The sequence below is a fragment of the Lysinibacillus sp. G4S2 genome, assembly GCF_030348505.1.
Lineage (GTDB): Bacteria > Bacillota > Bacilli > Bacillales_A > Planococcaceae > Lysinibacillus.
The window spans coordinates 3,413,035-3,427,009 of sequence record NZ_JAUCFJ010000002.1 but is presented as its reverse complement, the minus strand read 5'-3'; the positions used below and the strand labels follow the sequence as shown (position 1 = coordinate 3,427,009).

Below are 13,975 nucleotides of genomic sequence, written 5' to 3'. Positions count from 1 at the left end.
TAGTATGCAAAATGAAACCACAGATATTTTAGATTTTATAACAAAACAGTTTGGTCCTATCAATAATACAATCAGTGAAATCATACCTGGCAGTAGGGTGGCAATCGATATTCAAGTTATCCTGCCGTCGCAAGAAAATGATTTTATCACGCTTGTAACTACAGGAATGAGTGATTGTGCAATGGATGTTTCAGAAGAATGTAAGGGAAGTAAGTACGCTGAATTAGTCTTAAAGTTGCCTGCAAATTGGCCAATAAGTAGAAATGAAATGACGAACCAAGATTATTACTGGCCTTTGAAGTGGTTGAGAATGGTTGCTCACATTCCACATCAATATGATGGATGGTTAGAAGAAGGAGTCATGCTGCCAAATGGGGAACCTCCAACTCCATTCGCTTTCAATACAGCATTATCGTGTATTTTAATCAGTACATCTAAAGAAATGAGAAGTTTTATAGATTCGGAAAATAGAATCATTAATTTTTATACATTAATACCTATTTATACAGAAGAAAGAATGTTAGCTTTACAATACGGACATGTATATTTATTAGAAAGGTTTGAAGAGTTCGGAATTACAGATGTACTTGACATACAAAGAGAGAGAATAAAGAAAAAGGGAAAATTCAAGGACATAGGAAAATTTAAAGAAATTTCATTTAGAGGTAGAGTTGCATATGGCATAAGTTGTTTTGAAAATGCACTAATAACCTTAAACTATGATCTTAGTGACTGGAAACCAGTTGTAAATTACCTCTGGGAATTCACAAGTTCTAATAATTTAGATGATTGTAATTCAGCAACAGCCGAATTAATTCCAGATGGTCTATTGGAATCTAAAGAATATGATGAAGACGATTTTGAACGATTAACTGAAAATGAATTTTATTATTTGTATAATTTATATCAAAAAATTGATGAATCTATTGATACATTATTAACAGACATTCATGAGCTTGGACAAAGTCATGCTTATAGTAGTATAAGTGGGTACGGTGAAGAGAGTCTAAATTCATTAGAGATACTTATTTATACTATGATTGTAAACAATTTCCCTTTGCCGGACATTAAACCTTTTGAAAAATTTTCTATTAAAGAGGATTAAGGATGGGGGAATAAGTTTGATGGAACAAAATTATCAAAAATTCTACTAGAAGAATCGAGTACTTATTAGTGGCGATAAATACCTGGAAATAATAAGGAGAACATCTTGGTGGAGTATTTTAAAGATTCACTTATTATTCGAGATATCATTTTTGGAAGAGGCTTATTCCGACTTATAACATGAGTTAGAAGGAGTCTTGTGGAAGAAGAAAGCTATGACAAAGCAGGTCTGGAAGAGAATAAAGGATAAAGTTGGGAGCATCAGGCTTGGGAGTTAACCTGCAGAATGTTGAGGTAATCTTTTGTTGTGCTTTACCCCAGCTTCTAATGTCGGACAGATTTTATTAATGATTTTAAGAGGAAACTATTATGAAACCATTTTCTGAAGAAACAATTAAAATATAAAAACAGTCTGGTTGGTATCCAGGAAGGAATATTGATATACAAGACACTAGCTGTTATAAGAATGAAAAAGAGATTTAAAAAATAGAGACTAGTACAAATGTGGTAGATAGAAAAGGGGATGAATATTTATTTCCATATGAAATAGGATTTTTCCGAACGGATGTGTAAATATTTATAATTAATGTTTATAAATGAGGGTGCGAGTGGTATTATTCCAATACTGGATGGTCTTGATACCCAACCATAATAAACAACATGGAGTATGCTTTGTTTTTTATATTCTGGATATTTGTTCAGAGTAAAGCAAAACAGAGAGAATTTATCCTAGTTTCTGTAAAGGGAGTGAGTGGAGTGATTGATAACAATTTACCTATTGTTCCTTGGGTAGGACTTGGAGGGATTAAGCTTTATAGTCATATAAGCCAGTTCTACGATTTAATTGCTAATATGGATGAGAAGTCAAGGTTGGTTACAACGTTTTTTATTAGATATGAAATTAAAGATTCTGTAGACCTGTGGTTCAATTTGATGAATGGGAAGCTCTTTAAGATAACGGCATTGAAAGATTAAAAAGGGTTATTATTTAACAAGATACATATTGGTATGCATATTGATGAAGTGCTCCAAGTAGAGCCGAGTTTTGAATATGATGATTTTGAAGAAGTCTATGTTAGTTCAAATGGTATATATATTGAAACTGATCCAATTGAGCATACCGCATTGTGGATATCGGTATTTGTTAAAGAAATAGATAATGATGATTTTGAGAGAGGGAATTGGTAAAGAGTACTTATGGAGAATTTATCGGTAAAAACGAGAGATATACTATTACAGGTAGGCTGGAATCCAAATAATAAGATTGACGTAACTAAAACCGTAATGTTTTTGGAAGCGATGGGATATCAAGTGTATGATTCGGTGATTGATGTATTAACCGTTTTTGGTGGGATGACATATAAATTTAAACACCCTGACGGAAGTATAGAAATATTTCATTTTAGCCCTGAAGAAACAGTAGGGGATTATTATGAAAAAGAAGACTTTGAGGAATTTGAGGAGCGGATAAATGAGCCTCTTATTGTAGTGGGTGAAGCATATCGTGGTTATTTAATTATGTTTATCTCTCAATCGGGTAAGGTATTTGGTAAAAATGCAAGCTCATTATATAAATTCGGCGACAACATTTTTGAAGCATTAGATACTCTTTGCTTATTTAAAATACCGGAAGAAATCAATTAAAATAGGTGATGTAATAGAAAAGAACATAAACTAATGAAATATTGTTGGAGTTTTAAGTACTTGATTGTAGGCATCAAGTGCTTTTTTGTATTAATAAGTTGAAAGGAGTAAAAGATTACGGAGAAACAGACTATTTATCATTTATTAACTGAAAAAAACTTATTTGGAAGTTATAATCTAATTGTTACCTGACTTTGTAAAGTGGTAGGAGGAGTTAGATTTGGTGTTTAGTTATGAAGAATACAAATATTATATATATGAAGTTTATGGTGAATTAGTTGAGGAAGAAAAAATGAGTAGGAAAGAGGCGATAGCAAGAGCTTTTTATGAATATGATATGTTGCCGAAAGAAAGTGAAACAGATAAAGCAATGGTTTTTGTAATATTTTCAGAAATAATAATTACTCATCTAAAAGTTCTTTTTACTTTTAAGAATTATATTGAACAAGCACTAACGGAATTGGATTTTACAGTAATTAAACAAGAAAATAAATTAACGCTAGAACAATTTAATGAATTGTTTTCTAGACAAAAACGTGTTTTACAAGAGCTGAAAAAAATGCCGCTAGATTATTATTCAAGTGTTTGTTGGTATTATGATGAATTAATAGAAGAAGTCCAAAAATTTTTAAACAATCTTGTGTTAGAAAATAAAAATGTAGATTCGTTGGTGCCCGCTGTATTGCAACGATTTGATAGAGATTGTAGGAATACAAAAAGTGAAAAATTCATTGTTTATACTACACTCGCTGAATACTTATTGAATCAGGGATTAACAGGAGTGAAAGGTTTTCAAGATGTTAAATATGAGTTGCAATCGTTCTGTATAAAAGACGTTAGTGATGAACAATTATCTAAAGATGAACAAAAAAAATTAGCAGTTCGAATTTGCAATGTGCTATTAAAAATTAAAGAGTATGAATAAGAAAATAAACAATGATGGATATGGTGGTTTTATCGTTTCAAAGAATTTTCTAAACGATCAGTATTCTACAATTGAATTGGAGAACTATGTTATGGATATTGACTGCTATGCTTGGATTGTAGATGTAAAGTATCCACCAGGTTATTTACAACTTGGCCTAATCGGGAATACGGTCTTTATTGCAGATGAAAGTGCTGCTATTGAAGATAGAGGGTATCTTTAATCATAAACAATGGTCAAAGGAGTAATAATACAAATGACAAAAGAGTGGTATGAAGAAACAGAAATTCCAAAAAAGATTCCCAATTTTAATTCAACGAATGTTACTTATATTACTAGTTTCCATTATTTTATAGGATACAATTCATATTATGATGAGGTTTCCTATTTAGAAGTAGATTTTTTAGTAGAATTGGATAGAAAAAAGTATATGTTGAAGATGAAATTTAATGATGTTTCTGTCCTTGATTTAATAGGATTTGGAAACAGTTACAACCAATTAATGGGTTTTACCATTAATAATTTAAGTAATAATGGTTTTGAATCAAGTAATAAATATTTAGTAGAAGATTATGAAAACGGCATTATTAAATTTTACTGTGCTGATTTTGAAGTGTTGTCCTTAGTTGAAATTTAAAAATGACAATAATTTGTATTTACTGAATGCCTTATATAGTAGATTGAAGAGAAGAGATTGGATGCTTAACTATGGCGAACTTTACTTTGATCATTACACTAAATTTTTAGGAGAGCCAATCGATCGAGAGGTGTATAAATCTAGTGAAGAAATGCCTTGTATCCAAATTTTGAAGTATGAAAATGTCTTTGAAGAATGCTTGGTTTATACTACACTTGGCTTGAGTAAATATACAGAAATAATGGGCAATTATCTTGAGATTTCCATGGTAGTTGATGGAGCATTTAATAGTTCAGGTTACATTCTTGGAAATACGGTATTTTACTGTGTTCATAATCAAATGCATATTGGGAGAGGCTTAGCGATAAGTGGAGTAGAGAACATTGATGCAGCTTTTGTACAAAATATAATAAAAGTGCTATCTATTTTACTGAGTTGAATGCTTTTCCGGAAGAATATAGTATTGCCTGTACAGATTCTAACGAAAACGACGGAAAATTACTATTAGCATTTTTCATTTCAGAGTCTGAATATGATTTTGCAAAATATGGGGCGGAGAAATTTGAGGATTTGTTAGAAGAAGAGGACATGGATCCATTTAACTTTAGCAGAGCATCGGTGGTTTGATAGGGACTGTCGAATATTGCCCCTTAAATAAATTTATAGACTTGAGTGGTAATTAGAGTTGGAGAATTACTTTCTTTCATTCAGTATAGAAATTTTGTGATTTATGATTGGAGCAATAAGAGTGCAAAATAGAAAACTTATTGGAAGTAAAACTGAACAAGAAATAAGAGAACGTCTTATTAAATCTAATCAGTCACTTTTGAAAAAAGAAAAAAGATGAAAATAGAAGGCTTCTTGAAATGATACAACATGCATACCCAGAAATGAACTGCATATATTCTTCATTGGATACCTGAACAAGGTGAGGACATTTATAAGGTTTTAATAAATGATAACATCATAGCAGAGATTGAATTAGATCGGAATAATTGTAAAGCAGAAGCGATAGTTGAGACTATAACATTACATCAGTATTCACAAGGGCTTAGTAAGTCAAATCAAATTAAATTATCTGTTGCTCTTGATTTAGCGAAACAAGATTTAACAGATCTAAATTACCTTGATTAGTAAAAAGCTTTTCGAGGTTTTTTATAAAATGTTCAATAGCATCTACCATAAAAAGGAATATATATATATAAATATGAATCTAAAAGATGTTGAAAATTTACTCGATATATTAGCAACAGATACGATAGCATTAATTTTTCTTTATAAAAAGCATCAGTGTTGGTACACATGAACAGCCAATAATTCTAGTGGGCAAAGAGGCAAGACATTGGTTACAAAGGAATAGCTCTATTATTGAAAAATCTTTGAACGACTGAGGAGAGAAAAAATAATGTCTTATGAAGAATTAAGCAAGGAAGTTTCGTATGCACTTCGACACGCTCCGTGGCAATATGAGTTAGAAATAGATGATGATGGCTGGGTTTCTCTTGAACAATTAAGAGCCGCTTTTTTAGCCACTCCGAAGTGGAGCAAGTTAGAGGTTAATGATTTTATTGAAATGGTCAATATGGCAGAGAAGAAGCGGCATGAAATACAGGGTAATAAAATTAGAGCGTTATATGGACATTCAAATGGTATCCATAAGATAGCAAAAGAAGAAAGAATACCACCAAATGTATTGTACCATGGTACGGCTAAGAGATTTCTGGGGAAAATAATGATAGAGGGACTACTTCCGCAAACACGACAATATGTACATTTATCAGTCGATTTGGAGACCGCTATGCTCGTTGGAAAAAGAAGAGATCATGAACCTCGAATATTGAGGATTAAAGCAAAGGAAGCCTACGACCAGGGTGTTAAATTTTACTATGGAAACGATAATGTTTGGCTAGTGGATTCGATTGATGCTAAATATATATCAATAGATTAACTTTTTGGGTGTTCTTTTTGTATTTACACAGGATGGTGAAAAATGTTTGATTTAACTAATAGTAAGGACTTAAATAAATATGCAGCAGCAAGCGAAAAAGAAATACTTGCCATTGAAGACATGATAAACTTTAATCTACCCGCTGAATATAGAATATTCCTTAAATACACTAATGGCCTTTCTAGTGCCAGTGGTGTGTTGATTTACGGGACTGAAGAAATAATAGAAAGAAACGAGACGTGGGAAGTAAATGAATATGCCAAAGGTTATCTTGCTATCGGTGATGACGGAGGCGGTACTGTCTTTTTAATGGCACTCAATGCAGAAGAGAGTAAGGTTTTCTCGGTGGGTTCCGGAGATATGAATCCACAAAATGCAACTATCATCGCCGCAGATTTTACACGTTGGATTGATAGTGGCTGTGTTAGTGAGACAGAGGACGAGGAGTTAGGTGACCCTATTGATACTTGTAATATTCTGTTAACAGCTTCACCGAATGGGGGATTAAAAGATTTAGTCAAAATAAAAAACGTTCTGCACATAAAGATATCTGCTTCGGATTTATTAAAGTGTTCAAAAAATCTTCCTTGTGAACTTGTAAAGGACTATCCATACATTCAGGCTATAAAGCTAATTGAATCAATGGGGGAAATTGGACAAGCATTAACAGTAGTTCCTTTAACTATAAAAGAGTAAAAGATTGTTATATTAAATAAGCTTATTCCAATCAAAAGAGTGAGTAGGAATAAGTTTTTTATGGAAGCACCAAATACTACACACCTTCTAAAGAATTAATAATCGTAACCAAAAGAGGTGCTACTTTCTTTATTTTACTTGATGGGAATTATTTGAAGATTTTTTGCTCATATAGAGTATGTATAATAAGAGAAATCATTAAGAGCAACGAGAAAGGATTGATACATAATGAAGCATTCATTAAAGCAGGTGATTGCTTTACAAGCAGTAGAGGAGTCAGTTACTTATACGGATAGTAAATTAGGTGGAAGACCTTATTGTAAGTTAGGTGACAGTTTTCCTGTACATAGTAGTGGCATACCTTATATGTTTTTGGCACAGCTTAATTTTTCTCAGTTACCTTCGCTGGAAGATTATCCGCAGCAAGGGCTTCTACAGTTTTTTGTGTTGGCAGATGAGGATTATGGTGTTTACGAGGATGGTTATTATTGTCGGTATTATGCGGACTTTGAGCCATCTCATGATATAGAGCCTTTTTCTGATGAGGAAATGGAGTATGAGCTATGCGAACCAATTATCTTTGGTGGTCCTTATGCATTTAAGGCAACATTACGAGAAGAATTAGTACCGTACACAGATCCTCGCTCCGTTCAATATGACTTACCAATGGAGAGCCCTGCATATTCAAAGTATTTTGATCAAACAGATGGTAGCGGCACGAAAATAGGTGGCTATGCATTTATGGATAAAAATAGTTTTGATGAGAATAATGGCAATGCTGAGCTGCTGTTTCAATTAGATATGGAGGGCGATGCTAAAAAGACATATGCCATGATAGCAGACTCTGGCACAATGCAATTTTTTATAGAGCGAGATTCTCTAATCGCAAAGGATTTTTCTAAACTTTATTATTATCTTTACAGCATGTAATAGAAATCGTATCGCGAAGGCAGTGGCAATACGATTTCTTATTGCCTTCGCGTGTAAATATGCTTCGATCGTAAGCGTCAAATAGCGCCCTGAGTAACAGGTGGGCGCTGTTTGGCGCTTACTTTTATATTGTAATAATGAATGTATACACCTTGGGACTTCTATCCATCGTGTTCGCCTTTCTTTCCGTCGTTCCAAGACTTCTATCAGTCGATGACTCCATGGTTTCCGTCGCCGCAATTTCTATCCGTCACCTTGGGACTTCTATCCCTCGTTGTCGCTTTTCTTTCCGGCGATGACTCCGTAGTTTCCGTCACCACGTTTGGATATAGATATTTGTAATAATTATCTGATAATTTGAAGAGGGGAAATGTATATTAAGCAAAAATACTACATTATCTATTGTTTTTTAGTAATTTGTAGAAAATATTGTTGAATATATGTAATAAGATAGTATAATGGAGTTGTAGTTACATATTTGGATATTAATACCTTGTAAAATAATTGTAAAACAAGTTTGTGAAAAAATATGTGACTGCAATAAATGTAAGAAAATAACTAATGAAATGAGGAGATTTGTAATGATGAACATGATTCAATATTTAGAGCAAAATCCGTCGTTAGTAACTTTGTTAAAAGAAAAAAAAGCTTCTATACTTGGTGTTACAGAAATTGAACAAAAGGCAATTCTGGATTCTTTTGATGAAGAATACAGTTCAGAAGGTTTAATTTGGTACTAAGGTTTAAAAAAATTAAATGGTTGTGGCTAGCTATAAGTGTCTACTTAGTAATCGGTATATATCTGTTCTATGTAACTTATAGCTCGCCTTCTTTAAATATTAAAGTTCAGGAAAAAGATGGACAATGGTTTGTAATTGAACCATATTTCAAAAAATGGGCAGATGATAATCATGTAATGTCTGGAGATACAATTTTAGAGGTTGATGGTACTCGGATAGAATATGATACTAAGCTAAAATATGATTCTGTAATTAGAGCAGCAAATGAATTGTTAGTAATGAAGCCAGATGGAAAACTTATTGAAGTAAAAATAAAGCATTTAGACATACCACAACAATTTTATTATGTTTTGGCAGTTCCCTTTTGTTATTATTTACTTAGTTTATTTATTACAGTGTATTTAAATTATAAGCAAAAAAATAACATCCTAATTAATTTACTAATTCTATTTATTCTAACTGTTTCTTTAGCGTATGTTAGTAGTGGGGCTTCGAGTAGACTTGATTATGTTGGTATTGTTGTGAATCGTAGTACTATGCTACTGTGCTTAGTACTATTAATTCATTTCTTGAAGGAATATTTTAAATTTTTAAATATAAAATGGGCCTTTTTTGAAAATGTAAAAGCACTTTATATAATTCCTTTATTTACTATATTAATTAGCGTTTTAAGTGTAATTTATCCATCTACTTACTTTATCCATTCATACATTATTCTGGGGATGTTTTTAATGCTTTTAACAATCCTACTATGTATTATGACAAGAGGGTATCTTAAACATAAAACGCCACAACTAAAAATTTTATTGATTAGTGTTTTTATTCCGTTTTTACCTTTCCTTTTTTTATATGCACTACCAGTAATCTTATTTAATCATTATTTACTATCTGCCGAAGTATGCTCCTTATTCTTAATGCTAATCCCTTATAGCTTTATATTTACACAGCTCACTGAACGTATCTTTGATATGGAATATTTTATTACGCGTTTACGCCATTATTTTAATTTTTCATTTGCTTTTACGATCTGGCTATTAATGGGTCTTTATTCGATTACTGATTTATCTATTTCAAAAATGACGGAAATATTCTTTTTTGTATTTTTGTCGTTAATAGCACTTTTTTACATAAAAGAGAAAGTAGATTATCAAAAGCGAAAAATTCTTTTTTCAACAAAAGGAGATTATATTCATCGATTGTATACGACAGTTGATAGTATCGGAAGGGTCGTAAAAATTGAGGACTTACTTGAGAAATTTGTTAAGGAAATTGCTGTACATCTTGAGATTGATAATGTTTACGTATTAACCTATGATTTGCAAACACATCAAGTTATTTCAACGAGCAAATCAAAAGAATATACACCAAATCAAATTGACGAAGTACTATTAGAGAAACTTCGCTTGGGAGATATAAAGAAAACGGATCATTTTTATATTGCCTTTATCCACCAAGATGTTAATTATAAAAGAATACTAGTTGTAGACCATAATAAATCCATTTATCTAAAGGATGAGGAATTGTTATGGCTTGAATTATTACTTTTATATTTAAATAATTTTATAGAAAATACAAAAATGGTGGAGGAGCTTCTCGAACAGTTAAAGCATATGAAGGAAGCTGATAAAAGTCAGCTGCCGTGGCTTAGTAAGCTACTTTGGCTACGATTTGAGGAAGAAAAATATCAATTAGCTCAAGAACTTCATGATACGATTTTACAAGAGCAGCTCCATATTGCTAGAGAAATGGATGTATTTATACATGCAAAGAAAAAGGCGGATATTCAATCGAACCTTACTAAAATACATGATCATATGATTACATCAGTGAATGACTTAAGAGGCTACTGTGAAAATTTGAAGCCACCCTTATTAGATACATTGGGATTAAATGCTGCGCTTGAGAAGCTTATTCAAAAAATACATAAGCGTGCCGATTTCGTTTTAATTTACACAATCGATCGTCTTTACTTGGAGGATGAGCGTTTAAACTTGATGATTTATCGACTTTTCCAAGAGCTGCTAAACAATGCCTTGAAGCACTCATTTGCCAATACTGTTGAAATTCATCTAGTAGAAAAAGAAGATGGTTTTGAAATCAATTATTCTGATGATGGTGTAGGATGTAAGATGGATGATATCATTCTAGCTGATTCAATGGGGATCAGAGGTATGCAAGAGCGGGTCCAGGCCTTTAATGGTCAGTTTTCTATTAACACCAATGTAGGAGAAGGCATGTCCATTCGAATTAGAGTAGATGAAGGAAATCATACCCATTGCTTTGGCTATGACACCTATAATAGAAGACCAATTCATAGTAGCGGATAATAGATAATTATTTACACCTCCTAACCTTTTCGTATTGTGCAGATTTCACAGTACTAGTATGGATTAGGAGGTTTTGCTTTGCTATTTTTATGACAAATACCATTATTTGTGTATAGTTGTATAGAAGGGAGATGATCAACTTCATGGAAATAGAAGAAATGATCCTAAACTATACAACGCAACAAAATGAATTAAGAAAGCGTATTTCTCTACAAAACAATTTTTCTGATGAGCAAATTAAGCTTGTTGCAGGAGTGGATATTGCCTATTGGGCTGAAAATAATAAAGAATATGGAGTTTGTTGCATTCAGGTTTTTGACTTTTGTTCAAAAAAGTTAGTGGAACAAGTTGATTACATGGATGAAATTACAACTCCTTATATTTCTGGGTTTTTAGCTTTTCGTGAATTGCCTCTTATTTTAGAAGCTGTAAAAAAGTTGAAAACAAATCCAAGCCTTTATATGTTCGATGGAAATGGTTATTTACATAAGCGCAATATGGGAGTTGCTACCCATGCTTCTTTCTACTTAGAAAAACCGACAATTGGCGTAGCGAAAACGTATTATAAAATTGAAAATACGGATTTTATCATGCCGGAAAATAAAGCAGGAGCGTTTACGGATATTGTCATTGATGGGGCAGTATATGGTCGTGCTCTAAGAAGCAGAAAGGATGTTAAACCTATATTTGTTTCATGTGGAAACAAGATTGATATAGAAACAGCTACAAACATAACGATGCATTTTATTGAAAAAGATAGCCGTTTACCAATACCTACAAGATATGCGGATTTAGCAACTCATCAGGCAAGGAAATTGCATAAAGATAATGTGTGAATATGGCGGTATCTTTAAGTAGGATAAATTTCTTTGTGGAAAAATTTAGAGTGGAGGTTACAAATGAATACTCAAGCTAAAGATTTGTGGGATCGTATCATTAAAAATCATTCAAAGCTAGGCGTAAATGGTGAAGAAGTATTGAATCTTCAACCAGGTGCTACAGCTGAAGAATTCCAACTAATCGAAAAAACTTTAAATCTTATTCTACCTAGGAGATGAAAAGTTTTTATAGCATTTATAATGGGCAAAATTGGACTTTAGGGGTAGAGCCTATTGTTAGAAATTTAACACTTTCTCCTATTTCGGAAATAATTGAAAATTGGAAGTTTCTACAGGAGGAATTTGACCCAGATGATTTGTTCCCAGATATAGAGTATGGTGTGGATGTTAAACCAATGCTTTGGAATCGAAACTGGATTCCGATTGCTGAAAATGGTGGAGGCGATTATCTTTGTCTTGATACAGATCCAACCGAAGAAGGAGTAGTGGGTCAGGTGTTGTATTTTTGGCATGATTGGGGAGACCGAACAACTGATGCAAAGGGTCTTTTTAAATTTATAGAAATCTGTTTAACTTCTTTCAGCGGGTGTGAAGAAAATGATTCTGATATTTGAATAAGGAGATGGGATACGAAGATGATTCAGTTGATAATGAAGAAATTAAAGGTTCAATTAGACGAACTATTTTCACCTTTTTTAAATCCAGCAGCTTCTGAGGAAGAGATACAGAAGGTAGAAAATGAGATGGCTATTAAATTTCCTGATGAATTGAGGGAGCTTTATCTAATGCATAACGGAGAGAAGGAAGACGGACCAGGTTTGTTTTTTGGATTGCCGTTTTTACCATTAAATGATGTTTTGCAGGAATTGCAAGTATGGGAACAGTTAGAAGAAGAACATGCATTGGAAGGTGCTTCTTATTCTGTCCCAACTGGATATATAAAAGAGAGGTCTATTAATCGTTATTGGATACCTATTAGTAAAGATTTTGGTGGCAATAATATCGGCATTGATGTCGATCCAGATCATAAAGGGCGAATAGGACAAGTCATTAATTTTGGGCGAGATGAGGAAATAAAGTATGTTATAGCAAATCAATTATCAGATTTCCTACTATTTATTTCTGAAACGATTTTACAGGGGAATTATCAAATTGAACAAGAAGAGGATTATATCTACTGGAATTATGAAAATAGCACGCATTTTTTAGATGTACTAAACGCCATTGAATTGCCCGTTCTAAATCCAGTATCTTCTCAAATCTCAAACAAGGATGCAACCAAATGGATGCAAGATTTGGACTCTCTATGGAAAGAAATAGTTCAAGAAGAGTTTTCTGATCCTGAGAATTTTATGAAAAAAAAGAAACTCTATTTAATTGGGAATAAACTCACGAATATTAAACCGTTACGATTTTGTACAGAAGTTAAAGAATTAATCTTAACAAACAATCAACTGACTGATTTAAAACCTTTAAATAACATGCTATCTTTAAAAAAACTCTATTTAATTAAGAATCCGCTAAGTGATTTAACGCCATTAGCGAACCTCGAGTATTTGCAAGAATTAAATATTAATCATACAAAAGTTTTCGATATAACACCGTTAGTAAATATTCCGCGATTAAAAAAATTAGAAATGGCACAAACGGATGTTAAAGATTTTTCAATCCTTCCACAATGCCAAGCGCTTGAATCCTTATCAATTTCAATAGTGAGTAAAGAACAGTTAAAACAAATATCTCAAATTACTACCTTAAAACAATTGTATATTCACCAGTTGCGAAATATTGAAGAAGAGGATTTATTACAGTTAAGTCACCTAAAGAATTTACAAGTGATGAAATTTGAAAATTGTTATTTGAAAAATATAGATTGTTTTACATCCAGTTATTCACTGCGAGAAATCATTTTACATGATACAGTATTAGAGGATGGGGGAGCAATTGGCGCACTAAAAAATTTAAGCAGTATAGAATTAAATGGGGCGACGATTGGCAATCTTGAGGTTATTGCCAATTCTTCTTCGCTTAAAATATTTACAGGATCATTCGAACAGTTTCATTTATTAAAAGACCTTTTTCGTCGAACGATTGACTTTTCCACAATTATTGGGGAGATGTCAGATGAGGAAGATAAAGTATGGCATCAGTATTTAGATACCCATAAAATTTAAATTAAAATACC

General features: G+C 32.5%; 16 protein-coding genes and 1 pseudogene. All 17 read left to right on the top strand.

Going from position 1 to position 13,975, the window contains the following annotated elements:
- Positions 1-4 precede the first annotated feature (4 nt).
- The 17 genes and pseudogenes from QUF91_RS17650 to QUF91_RS17565 all read left to right on the top strand — a co-directional run bounded on the left by QUF91_RS17650 (position 5) and on the right by QUF91_RS17565 (position 13,964).
- Positions 5-1,105, top strand: a complete 1,101-nt coding sequence (locus QUF91_RS17650; RefSeq protein WP_289418826.1) for a suppressor of fused domain protein — start codon at positions 5-7, stop codon at positions 1,103-1,105.
- Between the two features lie 755 nt (positions 1,106-1,860).
- Complete coding sequence (locus tag QUF91_RS17645) at positions 1,861-2,079, top strand: hypothetical protein (RefSeq protein WP_289418824.1); 219 nt, start codon at positions 1,861-1,863, stop codon at positions 2,077-2,079.
- Between the two features lie 33 nt (positions 2,080-2,112).
- Positions 2,113-2,292 (top strand): hypothetical protein, encoded by a 180-nt coding sequence (locus tag QUF91_RS17640; protein WP_289418822.1) that lies wholly within the window; start codon positions 2,113-2,115, stop codon positions 2,290-2,292.
- 9 nt (positions 2,293-2,301) lie between these two features.
- Positions 2,302-2,748 carry an SUKH-3 domain-containing protein gene (locus QUF91_RS17635; protein ID WP_289418820.1) on the top strand — a complete coding sequence of 149 codons (447 nt, stop codon included), beginning with the start codon at positions 2,302-2,304 and terminating at the stop codon, positions 2,746-2,748.
- A gap of 223 nt (positions 2,749-2,971) precedes the next feature.
- A complete protein-coding gene (locus QUF91_RS17630) occupies positions 2,972-3,673 on the top strand; it encodes an Imm3 family immunity protein (protein WP_289418818.1) in 702 nt (233 codons plus the stop codon).
- The gene (locus tag QUF91_RS17625) at positions 3,666-3,896 is read left to right on the top strand and encodes a hypothetical protein (RefSeq protein WP_289418817.1); all 231 of its coding nucleotides are present in this window, start codon (positions 3,666-3,668) and stop codon (positions 3,894-3,896) included. Before QUF91_RS17630 ends, QUF91_RS17625 begins: the two co-directional genes overlap by 8 nt.
- Before the next feature lie 33 nt (positions 3,897-3,929).
- On the top strand, positions 3,930-4,310 hold the full coding sequence (locus QUF91_RS17620) for a hypothetical protein (protein ID WP_289418816.1): 381 nt from the start codon (positions 3,930-3,932) through the stop codon (positions 4,308-4,310).
- 61 nt (positions 4,311-4,371) lie between these two features.
- The gene (locus QUF91_RS17615; RefSeq protein ID WP_289418815.1) at positions 4,372-4,749 is read left to right on the top strand and encodes a hypothetical protein; all 378 of its coding nucleotides are present in this window, start codon (positions 4,372-4,374) and stop codon (positions 4,747-4,749) included.
- Positions 4,750-5,715: 966 nt separating this feature from the next.
- The gene (locus tag QUF91_RS17610; protein ID WP_289418813.1) at positions 5,716-6,258 is read left to right on the top strand and encodes an RNA 2'-phosphotransferase; all 543 of its coding nucleotides are present in this window, start codon (positions 5,716-5,718) and stop codon (positions 6,256-6,258) included.
- Between the two features lie 42 nt (positions 6,259-6,300).
- A complete protein-coding gene (locus QUF91_RS17605; protein WP_289418810.1) occupies positions 6,301-6,954 on the top strand; it encodes an SMI1/KNR4 family protein in 654 nt (217 codons plus the stop codon).
- Between the two features lie 228 nt (positions 6,955-7,182).
- Positions 7,183-7,884: a YwqG family protein gene (locus QUF91_RS17600; protein WP_289418808.1), complete on the top strand. Its 702-nt coding sequence runs from the start codon at positions 7,183-7,185 to the stop codon at positions 7,882-7,884.
- Positions 7,885-8,036: 152 nt separating this feature from the next.
- Positions 8,037-8,183 carry a hypothetical protein gene (locus QUF91_RS17595; protein ID WP_289418806.1) on the top strand — a complete coding sequence of 49 codons (147 nt, stop codon included), beginning with the start codon at positions 8,037-8,039 and terminating at the stop codon, positions 8,181-8,183.
- Between the two features lie 282 nt (positions 8,184-8,465).
- Positions 8,466-8,624: a competence pheromone ComX gene (gene comX / locus QUF91_RS17590; RefSeq protein WP_285398243.1), complete on the top strand. Its 159-nt coding sequence runs from the start codon at positions 8,466-8,468 to the stop codon at positions 8,622-8,624.
- Positions 8,615-10,951 (top strand): sensor histidine kinase, encoded by a 2,337-nt coding sequence (locus QUF91_RS17585; protein ID WP_289418804.1) that lies wholly within the window; start codon positions 8,615-8,617, stop codon positions 10,949-10,951. The genes comX and QUF91_RS17585 overlap by 10 nt, the downstream gene beginning before the upstream one ends.
- Positions 10,952-11,094: 143 nt before the next feature.
- Complete coding sequence (locus QUF91_RS17580) at positions 11,095-11,787, top strand: endonuclease V (RefSeq protein WP_289418803.1); 693 nt, start codon at positions 11,095-11,097, stop codon at positions 11,785-11,787.
- A 63-nt stretch (positions 11,788-11,850) separates the two neighbouring features.
- Positions 11,851-12,404 (top strand): annotated as a pseudogene (locus QUF91_RS17570) (SMI1/KNR4 family protein).
- A 36-nt stretch (positions 12,405-12,440) separates the two neighbouring features.
- Entirely contained in the window at positions 12,441-13,964 is a 1,524-nt protein-coding gene (locus QUF91_RS17565) for an SMI1/KNR4 family protein (RefSeq protein WP_285394467.1), read from the top strand.
- Positions 13,965-13,975: the final 11 nt, after the last annotated feature.

What these genes read in the sequence shown, in the direction of transcription:
- QUF91_RS17620 (WP_289418816.1), top strand. Translation starts at nt 3,930, where the DNA reads ATGACAAAAGAGTGGTATGAAGAAACAGAAATTCCAAAAAAGATTCCC.
- QUF91_RS17610 (WP_289418813.1), top strand. Translation starts at nt 5,716, where the DNA reads ATGTCTTATGAAGAATTAAGCAAGGAAGTTTCGTATGCACTTCGACAC.
- QUF91_RS17615 (WP_289418815.1), top strand. Translation starts at nt 4,372, where the DNA reads ATGCTTAACTATGGCGAACTTTACTTTGATCATTACACTAAATTTTTA.
- QUF91_RS17635 (WP_289418820.1), top strand. Translation starts at nt 2,302, where the DNA reads ATGGAGAATTTATCGGTAAAAACGAGAGATATACTATTACAGGTAGGC.
- QUF91_RS17605 (WP_289418810.1), top strand. Translation starts at nt 6,301, where the DNA reads ATGTTTGATTTAACTAATAGTAAGGACTTAAATAAATATGCAGCAGCA.
- QUF91_RS17625 (WP_289418817.1), top strand. Translation starts at nt 3,666, where the DNA reads ATGAATAAGAAAATAAACAATGATGGATATGGTGGTTTTATCGTTTCA.
- QUF91_RS17580 (WP_289418803.1), top strand. Translation starts at nt 11,095, where the DNA reads ATGGAAATAGAAGAAATGATCCTAAACTATACAACGCAACAAAATGAA.
- QUF91_RS17600 (WP_289418808.1), top strand. Translation starts at nt 7,183, where the DNA reads ATGAAGCATTCATTAAAGCAGGTGATTGCTTTACAAGCAGTAGAGGAG.
- comX (WP_285398243.1), top strand. Translation starts at nt 8,466, where the DNA reads ATGATGAACATGATTCAATATTTAGAGCAAAATCCGTCGTTAGTAACT.
- QUF91_RS17640 (WP_289418822.1), top strand. Translation starts at nt 2,113, where the DNA reads ATGCATATTGATGAAGTGCTCCAAGTAGAGCCGAGTTTTGAATATGAT.
- QUF91_RS17565 (WP_285394467.1), top strand. Translation starts at nt 12,441, where the DNA reads ATGAAGAAATTAAAGGTTCAATTAGACGAACTATTTTCACCTTTTTTA.
- QUF91_RS17650 (WP_289418826.1), top strand. Translation starts at nt 5, where the DNA reads ATGCAAAATGAAACCACAGATATTTTAGATTTTATAACAAAACAGTTT.